The sequence below is a fragment of the Peterkaempfera griseoplana genome, assembly GCF_001418575.1.
In the GTDB taxonomy this organism is placed as follows: Bacteria; Actinomycetota; Actinomycetes; order Streptomycetales; family Streptomycetaceae; genus Peterkaempfera; species Peterkaempfera griseoplana.
Genome location: NZ_LIQR01000280.1, coordinates 1 through 15,556, shown reverse-complemented (window position 1 = coordinate 15,556; position 15,556 = coordinate 1). Strand labels below are relative to the sequence as shown.

Here is a 15,556-nt window from a genome sequence, read left to right as displayed (position 1 = left end):
CGTGAGCACAGCCAATATCCGGGCAGGGCGCACCACCGCCCTGCTCGCAGCCCTCGCACTCGCCGCCGCGGCGGCATCCCTCGACACCGCCCCGGCGCATGCCGCGGCGACGGCCTCCACCACGCTGGTGGTCAACGCCGGTCAGTCGTTCCGTCCGGTGACGCATGTGGCGACCGGTTCGCTGTACGGTCTGGCGGACGCGTCGACGCCGTCGGACAGTCTGGTCGAGCCCATCAAGCCCAACACCTTCGTGCAGATGCCGGCGGGCGGTCACCAGCAGCCGACGGGTGACATCCTGGTCGTGGCGCCGGAGGCGGCCAAGGCCGGGGCCAAGCTGGTGGACCGTCTGTCCGACGCCTACGCGGGCTGGCCGTACCAGTTCAGCTGGAGCAACTGGTTCAGCCTGGTGGACCAGCAGATCGCCAAGGTGCAGGCGTCCGGAATCAAGAACCTGGCGGCGTACGCGCTGTGGAACGAGTCGGACAACACCTGGCTCTCGTCCAACGGCACGTTCGAGGACTTCTGGACCAAGACCTACCGCGAGGTGCGTTCCAAGGACGCGACCACGCCGATCCAGGGGCCGAGCCTCTCCGACAACATCAGCGACATGCAGAACTTCCTGCAGAACGCGGTGGCCACCAACACCGTGCCGGACATCCTGGCCTGGCACGAGCTGGAGAACTCCTCGAAGATCGCGGGCGACATCGCCACGGTCACCACCATCGAGAAGAACCTGGGCATCACTCCCCGTCCGATCGCGATCGAGGAGTACGCCGCCCCCTCCCAGGTGGGCGTCCCGGGGGCGCTGGTCGGCTACATCGCCAAGTTCGAGCGGCTGGGAGTCCATGACGCCGAGCTGGCGTTCTGGAACCAGTCCGGAGCCCTCGGCGACCTGCTCACCGCCCGGGGCGGGTCCCCGAACGGCGCGTACTGGCTGTACAAGTGGTACGCGGACATGAGCGGCAACATGGTCACCACCACCCCGCCCGCGCAGACCGGCATCGACGGTGCCGCAGCGGTCAACAGCGCGGGCAACCAGCTCAGCGTCGTCGTCGGCGGGGGCTCCGGCGACTCCGCGGTCGTCGTCAACGGTCTGAGCTCACTCTCCGCACTGAGCAGCAAGGTGAACGTCAAGGTCGAGTACACCCCCTCGCCGGGCCGTACCGTCGCCGTCTCCGGGCCGACCACCCTCTCCAACAGCACCTACACCGTCTCGGGTGGTTCGATCACGGTCCCCATCTCCGCGATGAACGCCACCTACGGCTACCACATCGTGATCACCCCGGCCAGTGGCACCTCGCTGGCCGGTACGTACCAGATCAAGAACGTCAACAGCGGCCTGGCCCTGGACACCCAGAACTCCGGCACCGCCCAGGGCACCCTCGTCGACCAGGCCACCCCCTCCTCCAGCACCACCCAGAGCTGGACCCTGGCCGACGCCGGTTCCGGCTACTACAAGATCGTCAACAAGGCGAGCGGGCTTGTCCTCGGCATCACCAACATGAGCACCTCCGACGGCGGCACCGCCCTGATCTGGGGTGACAGCGGCACCGCCGACCACCTCTGGCAGCTCGTCGCCGACGGCAGCGGCCACTACAAGATCGTCAACAAGAACAGCGGTCTGCTGCTGGGCGTCACCAACATGAGCACCAGCTCAGGCGCCCAGGTCCTCCAGTGGGACGACAACGGCACCGCCGACCACCTGTGGACGCTCACCGCCCGCTGAGCAACGCACTGCGCAGGTCGTACGAGGCGTGGGTGCCCGGTCACAGCCCGGGCACCCACGTGTTCCGTCCTCGGCGACACTCCCGGCAGCGGCGGGAGTGCGCCGTCCTGTCCGGCGTCCGCAAGGACGTCGCCGGCGCCGTCGCATAAGCCGGACGTCGCCATGGCCACCGCCGTCGCCGCATCCGTGCCCGCGGCGGCGCGGGGCGGGACGATGACGGTTCGTGGTGGGTGCCATCGCAGCCGCGGTTGAGGACTGAGCTGCACTGTTCGGGTCTGTGAGTTTACCGTGCGGGGCTTGACGTCCATATCTGTGAACGCTAACAATGACGTTCAACACTGATCGGAGTCACATGTCGCAGACCGCGCCGAGCACCGGACCGCGCCGGGCCCCCACGATGGCGGACGTGGCCCAGCGCGCTGGGGTGTCGCACCAGACAGTCTCAAGGGTGCTGAGCAGCCACCCCAATGTGCGCGATTCGACGCGGGCGGACGTGTTGCGGGCGATCGAGGAGCTGGGCTACAGGCGGAACTCCTCGGCCCGCGCCCTGGTGACACGGCGGACCCTGACGCTGGGCGTGGTGGCGTGCAATCCGACCCTTTTCGGCCCGGCGAGCATGCTGTTCGGTCTGGAGGAGGCCGCCCGCGACGAGGGATTCATGGTCTCCGCCGTCACGCTGCGCCGTTACAGCGCCAAGGCGCTCTCCGAGGCGATCGACCACCTCAGTGACTGGGGGGTGGAGGGCATCGTGGTGATCGTCCCCCATCGTGCCGCGGTTGCCGCGCTGGCCGAGCTGCGGCTGCCGTTCCCGGTGGTGACGGTCGAGGGCGGCCACTCGCTGCCGATACCGGGCGTGTCGGTCGACCAGGATCTCGGCGCACGCCTGGTGACGAGCCATCTGCTGGGCGCGGGGCACCAGACCGTGTGGCATGTGGCAGGTCCGTCCGACTGGCTGGAGGCCGAAGCCCGGGTCCGTGGCTGGCGCGACACGCTGGAGGAGGCAGGCGTCGAAGTTCCCCCGCCGCTGGTCGGCGACTGGACGCCGCTCTCCGGCTACCGGGCCGGCCAGGAGCTGGCAGGAAGGGTGGCCGCCAGTGGCGCCCGCCGCCGTTCGCCCGATGTCACCGCGGTCTTCGTGGCGAACGACCAGATGGCGCTGGGTGTGCTGCGGGCCTTCCGGGAGGCCGGCCTGTCCGTCCCCGGGCAGGTGGCGATCGCAGGGTTCGACGACATCCCCGAGGCGGAGTTCTTCGCACCGCCGCTGACCACCGTCCGGCAGGACTTCGCAGCCGTCGGTCAGGCCAGCATCCGGCTGCTGGTCAGCCGACTCGGTTCGAGCGGGTTGCCGAACGACGAACGCGTCGTCATCGAGCCCCGCCTGATTGTCCGCAGTAGCAGCACTCATTCCTGACACGCTCGCTCGTATGGGGAAGTTCCGGTCAGCCGCCGGAACTTCCCGCATATCTGGAGACAACCATGACAACCGATCTACCCGCCGTCACTGTTGGAGTCGACTTCGGCACCCTCTCGGGGCGCGCCCTGGTCGTCGCCGTCGAGGACGGCCGGGAGCTGGGCACCGCGGTGCACGAGTACACCCACGGTGTCGTTGAGTCCACCCTCCCGGGGGGCGGCCCCGAGCTGCCGCCGGACTGGGCGTTGCAGATCCCGCAGGACTGGCGCGACGTGTTGCGCTTCGCCGTCCCGCGCGCGCTGGCGGAGGCCGGGGTGCGGCCCGAGCAGGTGATCGGCATCGCCACCGACTTCACCGCCTGCACAGTGCTGCCCGCCACATGGGACGGCACGCCGCTGTGCGAGCTGCCCGCCTTCGCCGACCGCCCGCACGCGTATCCCAAGCTGTGGAAGCACCATGCCGCGCAGCCGGAGGCCGACCTGATCGTGCGTCGGGCGGAGGAGAGCGGGCAGCAGTGGCTCGGCCGCTACGGCGGGAAGATCTCCAGTGAGTGGCAGTACGCCAAGGCGCTGCAGCTGCTGCGGGAGGACCCGGAGGTCTACCGCGCCGCCGACCGCTGGATCGAGGCCGCCGACTGGATCGTCTGGCAGCTGACCGGCGCCGAGAACCGCAACCTGTGCACCGCCGGCTACAAGGGCATATACCAGGACGGCCGCTACCCCGACGACGCCTTCCTCGCATCCCTGGAGCCGGACTTCGCCGGCTTCACCGCCAAGCTGGAGCACCCGCTCTCCCAGTTGGGCGCGTCCGCGGGCACCATCACGAGGGCGGCAGCGGAGCTCACGGGCCTGCTCGAGGGTACGGTCGTGGCCGTCGGCAACGTCGACGCGCATGTCACCAGCGCCGCCGCGCAGGCCCTGGAGCCCGGCCACATGCTGGCCATCATGGGCACCTCCACCTGCCACATCATGAACTCCGACACCTTCGGCGAGGTCCCGGGGATGTGCGGGGCGGTCCGCGACGGGGTCGTGCCCGGACTGTGGGGATACGAAGCCGGCCAGAGCGGAGTGGGGGACATCTTCGCCTGGGCGGTGCGTACCGCGGCGCCTGAGTCGTACGCGGCCGAGGCGCAGCAGCGCGGGATCTCGGTGCACGAGCTGCTGACGGAGAAGGCCGCGGGCCAGCCGGTCGGCGGGCACGGCCTGATGGCACTGGACTGGCACAGCGGCAACCGCTCGGTGCTGGTCGACCACCACCTCTCGGGCCTGATCCTGGGCCTGACGCTCGACACCAGGCCCGAGGACATCTACCGCGCGCTGATCGAGGCCACCGCGTACGGGACACGCACCATCGTCGAGGCGTTCGAGTCCTCCGGGGTCCCGGTGCAACAGTTCACCGCGGCGGGCGGCCTGCTGAAGAACACCTTCCTGATGCAGACCTACAGCGACGTGCTGGGCCGCCCGATCAATGTGCTGGCCTCCGAACAGGGTCCGGCGCTGGGGGCCGCCATCCATGCGGCGGTCGCGGCCGGCGCGTACCCCGACATCCGTACCGCGTCGGCGGCGATGGGCCGGCTCAAGCGCGAGGCCTACACCCCGGACCCGGCACGCGCGGCAACGTACGACCTGCTCTACGCCGAATACCGCACCCTGCACGACCACTTCGGCCGCGGCGGCAACGCCGTGATGCACCGGCTGCGCGCGCTGCGGACGTGACGGTGTGCGCCGTCGGCTGCTCGCTGCCGCAAATTGTTTGCGCTCACATTGGAATGTTAGCGCTCATTCTTCCAGGGAGGTCCGTCGTCATGAGTAGTCCCCCACCGTCTCCGGCACCCGATGCGGCAGTCGCCGCGCTGCGCCGGCAGGTCAGCGATCTGCACCAGGAACTCGTCCGCTACCAGCTGGTGGTCTGGACCGCCGGGAACGTCTCCGCCCGGGTGCCCGGCGCCGACCTGTTCGTCATCAAGCCCAGCGGGGTCGACTACGACCGGCTGAGCGCGGACAACATGATCGTCTGCGATCTCGACGGTGAGGTGGTGGAGGGGAGTCTCTCCCCGTCGTCCGACACTGCCGCGCACGCCTACGTCTACCGCAACATGCCCGAGGTGGGCGGTGTGGTGCACACGCACTCGACCTACGCATGCGCCTGGGCGGCACGCGGCGAGGCGGTGCCCTGTGTGCTGACCGCGATGGCCGACGAGTTCGGCGCCGAGATACCGGTGGGCCCGTTCGCGCTCATCGGAGACGACTCCATAGGGCGGGGGATCGTCGACACTCTCAAGGGCCACCGCTCACCGGCCGTCATCATGCGCAACCACGGGGTCTTCACCGTCGGGAAGGACGCCCGTGCGGCCGTGAAGGCGGCCGTGATGTGCGAGGACGTGGCGCGCACAGTGCACATCTCCCGCCAGCTCGGTGAGCCGTTGCCAATTGCCCAGTCCGACATCGACCGTCTGTACGACCGCTACCAGAACGTCTACGGCCAGCCCGGGCCGTCCACCCCGCGAGGAGTCTGAACCATGACATCGTCCGACGAGCGTGAGGTGTGGTTCCTCACCGGCAGCCAGGGCCTGTACGGCGAGGACACCCTGCGCCAGGTCGCCGAGCAGTCACAGGACATCGCGGGACGGCTGGCTGCGGCAGCCGGCTCGCCGGCCCGCGTGGTGTGGAAGCCCGTCCTGACGGACGCGGCGGCGATCACGTCCACGGTGCTGGAGGCCAACGCAACCGCCTCGTGTGTCGGGCTGATCGCCTGGATGCACACGTTCTCACCGGCGAAGATGTGGATCGCCGGACTGGACCTGCTGCGCAAGCCGCTGCTTCATCTGCACACCCAGGCCAATGCCGATCTGCCGTGGGCGACGATCGACATGGACTTCATGAACCTCAACCAGGCCGCCCACGGCGACCGCGAGTTCGGGTACATCCAGTCCCGTCTGGGCGTGGCACGCAAGACCGTGGCCGGGCATGTGTCGGACCCGGCGGTGCTCTCCAGGATCCAGGCCTGGATGCGTGCGGCCCTCGGCCGTACCGCGCTGCGCGAGCTGCGCCTCGCACGCTTCGGTGACAACATGCGGGACGTCGCCGTGACCGAGGGCGACAAGGTCGAGGCGCAGCTGCGCTTCGGGGTGTCGGTCAACACCTACGGCGTGAACGACCTGGTGGAGGCGGTCGACTCCGCCTCCGACACGGCAATCACCGACCTCGTCAAGGAGTACGCGGCCGCCTACCGGCTGGCCCCCGAACTGGCCGAGGGCGGCGAGCGGCACGCGTCACTGCGCTATGCCGCGCGCATCGAACTGGGCCTGCGCACGTTTCTCGACGACGGCGGCTTCGGCGCTTTCACCACCAACTTCGAGGACCTCGGCGGGCTCCGGCAGCTCCCGGGCCTGGCGGTGCAGCGCCTGATGGCCGACGGCTACGGCTTCGGCGGCGAGGGCGACTGGAAGACGTCGGTGCTGCTGCGCACGCTCAAGACCATGGGGGCGGGGCTGCCCGGCGGCACCTCGTTCATGGAGGACTACACCTACCACCTGGCGCCGGGCAGCGAGGTGATCCTGGGCGCGCACATGCTGGAGGTCTGCCCCAGCATCGCCGCCGACCGGCCGTCGTGCGAGATCCACCCGCTGGGCATCGGGGGCCGCGAGGACCCCGTCCGGCTGGTCTTCGACGCCGCTCCCGGGCCGGCGATCGTCGTGGGCATGGCCGACATGGGCGACCGGTTCCGGCTGGTGGCCAACGAGATCGACGTCGTCCCGCCGCCCGAGCCGCTGCCGCGGCTCCCCGTGGCACGGGCGGTCTGGCGGCCGACCCCCGACCTGCGGACCTCCACCGAGGCATGGCTGACGGCAGGCGGTCCCCACCACACCGTGCTCTCCTCCGCGATCGGCGCCGAGGAGCTCGGAGACCTGGCCGACATGCTCGGCACCGAGCTTCTGCTGATCGACGCGGACACCACCGTGCGGCAGTTCGCCAAGGAGATCCGCTGGAACCAGGCCTACCACCGCCTCGCCGGCGGGCTGTGACGGGTCACTCGCAGCGCTGATCGTCCGCCGGACGGCACCTTCGCGCAAGGTGCCGTCCGGCGGAGGTGTGTCCACGGCTGGGGCCCGCACACGTGCGGGGACCGTCACGGCCGCCGTCGCACATCCGGCCGCCGGGACGGTTCCGGACGGAGCGCGGTCGAGTGCCCGTACCTCGCCGCCAGGACCGTCATCCGGAACCTCCCGGCCTCGGGGCGGGCTGCACCCGGTCCGTCGCCCGGCCGCTCGGGCTGCATCGCCGGGACGGCGGTCAGCCCCGCGGACGTCGCCGACCGGTTCGGGGCGGCGCGGCACCGCGGTACCACCATCGGGCGCGACACCCCACCGCACGCGGGGCGCCCGGCCGTCTCCGCGCGACCGCGGGTCGTCCCCGGGCGCCGACGAGAACGGGAACACCACGCACGGCGCAGCGGACGGCTTCGACCTGCGATCGTGGCCGGTCCGCGCACGGCGACACCAGCGGGAACATCGTCCCGCACGGGGCTGACAGCACCCCGGCCCAGGCGGCGCAACCAGTGACGAGGCCGCTCCACCGGATCCCGGTGGGGAGCCCGCCCCGTACCGGCCGGCCTCGCTCGACTCGCCCGAGGGTCCGCAGCACACCAGGTGCCGATGGGGGAGCCACCCGGGGTGAAGTCGGTCGGGGAGCCGCCGTTCACCGTGCAGGTGCCCTGGATTCCGCAGGGCGCGCTGCCGTCCTGGGTGATCGTCCGGTTGTGGCTGACGCCGTGTGACGGCGGCGGTGACGACGGCGCCGGACGGGGTGACGGAGGAAGACAGAAGGGGTGGTGCCGACGGTTGAACATCCCATGTGCTCCAAGAGATCCCATGGGGTGTCGGGTTGTGTCAATATGCGCGAAGCTCCGGATCCAGGCCGGGCTGTGCCCGGTGGCGCGTGCGGAGCGAGCGGTTGTGTGCCGGGGCGCCGGGGTCGGCCGGTGTCCTGCGGCGGGCCTGGTGGCCGTGGTCGGCGGTCCCTTGCCGGCCTTGTCGCCACCCGACGGCGGTCTGCGGCCGCCCGGCTTCCCGGATGCAGCAGGTATTGACGCCGCAGGGGCGTGGTCGTAAGTTACGGCGCGAAACACTCGCTGCCACCGTGAAACGTGTGCAGTGTTGTGGCGCGTCTTGTTAGCGCTCACCCTTTTCATCGTTCTGCCCTACGGGTTCCGCATGACCGCAAGGAGGGAAATCATCAGGCAGCCGAAGGGCGACTCCCGACGGGATGCGGCGGCGACTGGCCAGGTGTCTTCCGGCGGGTGAGCGTCCAGCTTGTTTGTTAGCGCTAACTCGCGAGGCAGGCGCCACCCGCGCGTTACGACGGATCTGCGAGGGCCGCCTCTCCTGTGTGCGGCAGTCGCAGTGAGTGCTCACCGTCGCGATGTCGTGGTGGCAGCAGGGCACCCGGCAGGTGTGCGGGTGTCTCTCCCCCCACCCAGAAGGAGAGATCGGTTTCATGTCCTGGTTCAGCACGAGTACGCGCCACCGCAGGTTAGCAACCTCCCTCACCGGGCTTTCGGCAGGTGTGGGGATGGTGGTCATGAGCCTGGTGGTGAGTCCGGCGGCTCACGCCGCCGGGAGCACGTTGGGTGCGGCGGCGTCGGGCAGTGGCCGGTATTTCGGTACGGCGGTGGCGTCCGGCAGGCTCGGGGATGCGACGTACGCGGGCATTCTCGACCGGGAGTTCAACATGATCACCCCGGAGAACGAGATGAAGTGGGACACCATCGAGCCGTCCCGGGGGTCGTTCAACTTCGGCCCCGGCGACTCGATCGTCTCCCACGCCTCGGCGCACGGTCAGCGGATGCGCGGCCACACCCTGGTGTGGCACTCCCAGCTGCCCAGCTGGGTCAGTTCCATCAGTGACGCCAACACGCTGCGCAGCGTGATGGACAACCACATCACCACGGAGATGACCCACTACAAGGGCAAGATCTACGCCTGGGACGTGGTCAACGAGGCCTTTGCGGACGGTTCCACGCAGCATCGCAGCTCGGTGTTCCAGAACGTGCTGGGCAACGGCTTCATCGAGGAGGCGTTCCGTACCGCGCGGGCTGCGGACTCCTCGGCGAAGCTGTGCTACAACGACTACAACATCGAGAACTGGTCGGATGCCAAGACCCAGGGCGTGTACGCCATGGTGAAGGACTTCAAGTCCCGTGGTGTGCCGATCGACTGTGTCGGTTTCCAGAGCCACTTCGGCACGGGCGGTCCGCCGGCCAGTTTCCAGACCACGTTGTCGAACTTCGCGGCGCTCGGTGTGGACGTGCAGCTGACCGAGCTGGACATCGCGCAGGCCGGCACCACCGCGTACGCCAACACCGTCAACGACTGCCTCGCGGTCTCGCGCTGCACCGGCATCACGGTGTGGGGCATCCGCGACAGTGACTCCTGGCGCAGCAGCGACAGCCCCCTGCTCTTCGACAGCAGCGGCAACAAGAAGCCCGCCTACAGCGCGGTGCTGAGCGCCCTCAACTCCGTCTCGGGCGGCACCACCGGAGGCACGACCACCACTGGCGGGACCACCACGGGCGGGACGACCACGGGCGGCACCACTACCGGGGGTACGACCACCAGCGGGACCACCACCACCGGGGGCACGACGACCGGCGGGACCTCGGGCGGGTGCACGGCGACGTACAGCACCGTCAACAGCTGGTCCGGCGGCTTCCAGGGCGAGGTCAAGGTCACGGCCGGCAGTGCCGCGGTCAACGGCTGGACGGTTCACTGGACCCTGGGCAACGGGCAGAGCATCAGCCAGGTCTGGAACGGCACCCTGAGCACCAGCGGGTCGAATGTGACCGTCCAGAACGTCTCCTACAACGGTTCACTCCAGCCGTCCGGCTCCACCACCTTCGGATTCCTCGCGAACGGCGCGGCATCCAGCCCCACCCTCACCTGCACCAGTTCCTGATCCACCGCCCGCCGGCCGGCCCGGCATGCCTCTGAGAAGGCCCCGAGGAATCACTTCCTCGGGGCCTTCGCGCTGCCATCGGGCACGTCCACGCGGGTGATCAGCGCTGCTGTGCGTCGTGGCGCCCGGTCCTCAACCAGCTTCGGTGGTCGTCGACGTCGATGGCTACTGCGGCACAGCGCCCGGCGCCGGGCCGGTGCGGGGCTCGTCCCCTACGGGTTCGCCCGCGGCCTGGTCAGCAGAAGGGTCGTCAGTCTCCCGTGTCGGCAGTCGTTGACGGCCATAGCGGCCCGCCCTATAGTCCATCCGAGAGCACGGACGAGGTTCGAGATTACGAACAGTGCGTAGAGCTGTCGATGACACTTCGGCCGCACGTGTCGTCACACAGGAGATCACGTGATCCATATCGCTCTGGAGAACATGCACCCCCTTGATCCGGGGGACGACCCGCTCGGACGCAGCTATGCCGGCTGGTGCCCGGGGATGTCGGACAGCCAGCTCTATCTGGCCAACCGTGGTTGTTATCGGTTCGAACCCCGCGCGCACGACGAGCGCTACGTCCTCTTCTCCGCAGAGGGAGTGGTCCGTCAGGCCGTACGGATCGACGCCATCGTGCCGGCCGGCCCCCATGAGGCTGTCGAGGGGGAGATCCTGGCCGCGGGCGACCCGGTCCACGACACCTATGTCTCCAGGCCCTCCCCCATGAACGGGGTGCGCGGCGTCGTCACCTATCTTGACGGACCGTCAGCGGCCCCTGTCCAGCAGTGTGCCTGCGGCTGCGGGGAGCGGGTCGGATACGGACGTTTCAGGCCCGGCCACGACAGTGACGCCCTGTACGAACGCGTCGCCCGCATCGGAACGGTCCAGGACTTCCTGCGCTGGTTCGACCGGGTCCATCCGGCAACCATGGAGTCGCCGACCAGCTGACCTCCGTCGTCGCGACGGCCCCGTGCGAGCAACCGCCTCCCCTCCGCTCGCCCGGGGCCGTCGACCAGTGCCACCGGCGGTTCGGCATGCGGAGCCGCCTTCGAGGCGGGCGAGGACACGGGCTGCGGTCCTGACCCCGATGCCGGACATGGGGACACCATCACGTCGACAACGCGTACGCCGGGCCCTGAGGACGGCGATGCGGTGGTGTCCCAGGTCCGGCGGGTGACGGGCGGCAGCCGGCCCTCCGCTGCAGTTGCCGGTGCCCACAGGGAGGAACGTGTGCCCAGGGTCACCCGTGGCATCCACCAGCAGGGGGGATGCCACGGGTCCGCAGTCGGTCCGCCTGCTCGGTGGTGACACCGGGAAGCACGGTGATCACCCCAGCGGAGGCACCGGCCGAGAATGCCTTCCGGGCGGTCGGCTCCAGGCGCGCGCCCGCCACCCGACCGGCCGACAGTCCCAGCATGTCGGTGCGAGCGGATGATCCGGTCCACCCCCTTGATGATCTCCAGCGGACAAGGTCCCCCCACGTCGTGAAAGTCGAGCTCCACCAGCGGGGCGGCCGTGCCGGGCCTCTTCAGCCGCCGGTACCCGTGTGCGCTGACGACACCTTCCACGCGGGCGCGTGTCCTCGCCGCCACCTCCCACCGACGCTTGAGCACCGAGCCCTGGCCACCGGACCGGTCGCGGTCGACACGTCCGTCAGCGCCGCGATCCGCGCGACGGCGAAGGGCTGCGGACGGGGCGGCGCAGCGGCAGGCCCCGCCCGGCCGGCCGTCGCGAGCCCCGGGTTCCGGCCTTCCGGCCGTCCAGCCTGCTGGTTCGACGGCATCGTTGCGACGTGGCCGGAGACGGCCGATTTCCTTGACCCTCTCCGGGGCCCCACTTAGGGTCCAAGGCGATTAACTTTCGCTCCGCCTGCTCGAAACTTTCGATCCGGACGGCCTGCACACACCATGGGCAAGCCGCCACGACGACCCTGGGCAGCCTTGCGGACAGGTCCTCTCCCCGGCCTGCCGCGGGTTGGCCGCCCACCCATGAGCCGGCCCGCAATCAGCCACCTACTCACGGATCAGGAACCCACCCCATGCACGAGCCGAAGTCCCTGCGTGTGGGCATGGTGGGCTACGCCTTCATGGGCGCGGCCCACTCCCACGCCTGGCGCACCGCGCCGCGCTTCTTCGACCTCCCGCTCGCGCCCCGCCTGACCGCTGTTGCGGGCCGTAACCCCGAAGGCGTCCGTGCCGCGGCCGAGAAGTTCGGCTGGGAGTCGGCCGAGACCGACTGGCGGCGCCTGATCGAGCGCGACGACATCGACCTCGTCGACATCTGCACGCCGGGCGACACGCATGCCGAGATCGCCATCGCGGCGCTGGAGGCGGGCAAGCACGTCCTGTGCGAGAAGCCGCTCGCCAACTCGGTCGCCGAGGCCGAACGGATGGTGGCGGCCGCCGGGGCAGCCGCAGCCGCCGGCGTCCACGCCATGTGCGGCTTCAGCTACCGCCGCACTCCGGCTCTGGCGCTCGCCAAGCGGCTCGTGGACGAGGGTGCGCTCGGGCAGATCCGCCAGGTGCGCGCACAGTACCTCCAGGACTGGCTCTCCGACGAGAACACGCCTCTGACCTGGCGGTTGGACCGGACCAAATCAGGGTCGGGCTCGCTCGGGGACATCGGGGCGCACATCATCGACGCTACCCAGTGGCTCACCGGCCAGAGCATCACCGGTGTCTCGGCGCTGCTGGAGACGTTCGTCAAGGAGCGGCCGGTCACCGGTGACCTCGTGGGCCTGGGCGGGCGCGGCGGTGCCGACGCGGCGCGCGGGCCCGTGACGGTCGACGACGCCGCGATCTTCAGCGCGCGCTTCGACGGCGGACCGATCGGGGTCTTCGAGGCGACGCGCTTCGCCCTCGGCCGGAAGAACGCGATGCGGATCGAGCTCAACGGCTCACGCGCCTCCCTCTCGTTCGACTTCGAGGACATGAACTCGCTGTCGTTCTACGAGGCGGCCCAGGAGCCCAACGCAGGCTTCCGCCGCATCCAGGTCACCGAGCCCGAGCATCCCTACACCGGGCACTGGTGGCCCGTGGGCCACGGGCTCGGCTACGAGCACGTCTTCACCCACCAGGTCGTCGACCTCGTCCAGGCGATCGCAGCGGGGGTCCAGCCGTCGCCGTCGTTCGCCGACGCCCTGCAGGTGCAGCGCGTCCTCGCCGCCGTCGAAGCGAGCGCCTCGGACGAGAGCCGCTGGCACAAGGTCTGACAGGCAAGGACGGACCGCCCTCGCCGGCGCACCGCAGGCCCTCGCGTCGCTGAGCCACCTCGCCGCGATCACCTCCGGCTGCCGTCTTCAACGCCGCGTGCAACAGCCGGTGACACCGGAGCCGGCCGGGCACGGGCCGTCGCACATGGAATCGCTGAAAGGACACCAGTGACAGTCAACAAGAACGCGCTCGTGGTGCGCGGGGGCTGGGACGGGCACCAGCCCGTCGAGGCCACCGACCTCTTCATCCCGCACCTGAAGGCCCATGGCTACGACATCAGGGTCGAGGATTCGCCCGGCGTCTACGCGGACGCCACCTACATGGCGGGCGTCGACCTCGTGATGCAGTGCATGACGATGTCCACGATCGAGCAGCACGAGTTCGAGGGCCTGCGCGCCGCCGTCGAGAACGGGACCGGGCTCGCCGGCTGGCACGGCGGGATCGCCGACTCCTACCGCAACACCTCGGACTACCTGCATCTGATCGGCGGCCAGTTCGCGTGCCACCCGGGCAAACACCCGGACGAGCGCAAGGGCGAGCAGGCGGACAACTACGTCCCGTACACCGTGAACATGCTCCCGAGCGCGGCCGAGCACCCCATCACGGCGGGAATCTCCGACTTCGACCTCGTGACCGAGCAGTACTGGGTGCTGGCCGACGACTACATCGACGTCCTGGCGACCACCACCCAGAAGGTCAGGGAGTGGGACCCGTGGCACCGCGAAGTGACCTCCCCGGCAGTCTGGACCCGCCAGTGGGGCAAGGGCCGCATCTTCGTCTGCACGCCCGGCCACCGTCTCGAGATCCTCGAGGACCCGAACGTCCGCACCATCATCGAGAGGGGCCTGCTGTGGGCAAGCCGATAAACGTCGGCATCATCGGCTGCGGAAAGATCGTCGGGGCGTACCTCCAGAGCTTCCGCCGCCTGGAGAACGTGTCGCTGGTCGCCGTCGCCGACCTGGATGCGGCCCGGGCCCAGGCCGTGGCGGAGGGGTGGAACGCCGACGGTCCCGGCGTCGTCCGGGCCGTCACCGTCGACGAACTCCTGGCCGCCGACGATGTCGACCTCGTACTCAACCTCACCATCCCCGCCGCACACGCCGGCATCGCCCTCCGGGCCATCGCGGCCGGCAAACACGTCTACGGGGAGAAGCCGCTCGCCGCCACCACGGAGGAAGGCCGCGCGGTCCTCGACGCAGCTCGCCAGGCGGGGGTCGTCGTGGGGTGCGCGCCGGACACCGTACTGGGCACCGGGATCCAGACCGCGCGCAAGGCCATCGACGACGGCCTCATCGGCTCGCCCCTCGCGGCGACGGCCACCATGGTCACCCCCGGCCACGAGCGCTGGCACCCCGACCCGGACTTCTACTACCAGCCGGGTGGTGGGCCCCTTTTCGACATGGGTCCGTACTACGTGACCGCGCTGGTGACCCTGCTCGGACCTGTCGTCTCGGTGATCGGGGCCGCGAGCCACACCCGCGCCGAACGGACCATAGGCTCGGGGCCGCGGGAAGGCCAGAAGGTGCCGGTCAATGTCGACACCCACGTCACCGGCGTGCTGGTGCACGAATCCGGGGCGCTCTCGACGCTCGTCATGAGCTTCGACGCGGTCGCGACGACATCGGCGAACATCGAGGTGCACGGGTCGTCGGGGACGCTCACCGTCCCGGATCCGAACCACTTCGACGGCGAGGTGCGCCGCTTCGCTCTGGGCTCGGACGCTTGGGAGACCCTCCCGGTCTCCGCCGGCTACGTGGACTCGGCGCGCGGCTTCGGCATCGCAGACCTCGCAGCCACCCCCGCGGGGCAGGAACCGCGCACCGGCGGCGCCCTGGCGCTCCATGTGCTCGAGGTGATGGAGTCGCTGCTCGCATCGGCCCACGGTGGCAGCGCCGTGGCGATTCGCAGCACTGCCGAACGGCCGCCCGTCGTCGAGCTTGTCACGCTCGGCTGCGACGTCTCGGCGACCACCCCTGAGGGGCACCTCGCAGCCGCTGCCAACCGTGACTGATCTGCCTCGGTGAGAGTTCCGCTTCTTCCGGCTGCCTGTCGGTGGCGGCGGTTCGGGTGACGTCCGGAGGGCGGCCGCAGGAGTGCTGCGTCCGGCCGCCCTCCGGACGCCTGCCGCAGATCAGCAACCCGACACCGACTGCGGGCCGGCGCCGGCTGCCCGGCCCGACACCCTCCGTCGCGCCGGTGACTCCGCAGTCCAGGGGGGCGGGACCGATCGCGGGAGGGGGGCCGTCCGGGCCGGGCCGAGGCCCGACCCAAACGG

Annotated in this window: 9 protein-coding genes and 1 pseudogene; all 10 read left to right on the top strand. The window is 70.1% G+C overall.

The window, feature by feature from the left end; genetic code table 11:
• The first annotated feature begins 1 nt into the window (after nt 1).
• The 10 genes and pseudogenes from AOK09_RS20845 (at nt 2) to AOK09_RS20800 (ending at nt 15,292) form a co-directional block, all read left to right on the top strand.
• Nucleotides 2–1,726 carry an RICIN domain-containing protein gene (locus AOK09_RS20845; RefSeq protein ID WP_055588736.1) on the top strand — a complete coding sequence of 575 codons (1,725 nt, stop codon included), beginning with the start codon at nt 2–4 and terminating at the stop codon, nt 1,724–1,726.
• Nucleotides 1,727–2,078: 352 nt separating this feature from the next.
• Nucleotides 2,079–3,137, top strand: a complete 1,059-nt coding sequence (locus AOK09_RS20840) for a LacI family DNA-binding transcriptional regulator (RefSeq protein WP_055588735.1) — start codon at nt 2,079–2,081, stop codon at nt 3,135–3,137.
• A 65-nt stretch (nt 3,138–3,202) separates the two neighbouring features.
• Nucleotides 3,203–4,852, top strand: coding sequence for a ribulokinase (gene araB, locus AOK09_RS20835; RefSeq protein ID WP_055588734.1), 1,650 nt, complete (start codon nt 3,203–3,205; stop codon nt 4,850–4,852).
• 89 nt (nt 4,853–4,941) lie between these two features.
• On the top strand, nt 4,942–5,652 hold the full coding sequence (locus AOK09_RS20830; protein ID WP_055588733.1) for an L-ribulose-5-phosphate 4-epimerase: 711 nt from the start codon (nt 4,942–4,944) through the stop codon (nt 5,650–5,652).
• A 3-nt stretch (nt 5,653–5,655) separates the two neighbouring features.
• The gene (gene araA / locus AOK09_RS20825; protein WP_055588732.1) at nt 5,656–7,161 is read left to right on the top strand and encodes an L-arabinose isomerase; all 1,506 of its coding nucleotides are present in this window, start codon (nt 5,656–5,658) and stop codon (nt 7,159–7,161) included.
• Nucleotides 7,162–8,716: 1,555 nt separating this feature from the next.
• Nucleotides 8,717–10,060 (top strand): annotated as a pseudogene (locus tag AOK09_RS20820) (endo-1,4-beta-xylanase); the annotation flags it as partial.
• A 426-nt stretch (nt 10,061–10,486) separates the two neighbouring features.
• Nucleotides 10,487–11,017: a hypothetical protein gene (locus AOK09_RS20815; protein WP_055588731.1), complete on the top strand. Its 531-nt coding sequence runs from the start codon at nt 10,487–10,489 to the stop codon at nt 11,015–11,017.
• Between the two features lie 1,090 nt (nt 11,018–12,107).
• Nucleotides 12,108–13,280 carry a Gfo/Idh/MocA family protein gene (locus AOK09_RS20810; protein WP_055588730.1) on the top strand — a complete coding sequence of 391 codons (1,173 nt, stop codon included), beginning with the start codon at nt 12,108–12,110 and terminating at the stop codon, nt 13,278–13,280.
• A 168-nt stretch (nt 13,281–13,448) separates the two neighbouring features.
• Entirely contained in the window at nt 13,449–14,147 is a 699-nt protein-coding gene (locus tag AOK09_RS20805) for a ThuA domain-containing protein (RefSeq protein WP_055588729.1), read from the top strand.
• On the top strand, nt 14,132–15,292 hold the full coding sequence (locus tag AOK09_RS20800) for a Gfo/Idh/MocA family protein (RefSeq protein ID WP_055588728.1): 1,161 nt from the start codon (nt 14,132–14,134) through the stop codon (nt 15,290–15,292). Before AOK09_RS20805 ends, AOK09_RS20800 begins: the two co-directional genes overlap by 16 nt.
• The last annotated feature ends 264 nt before the right edge of the window (nt 15,293–15,556 follow it).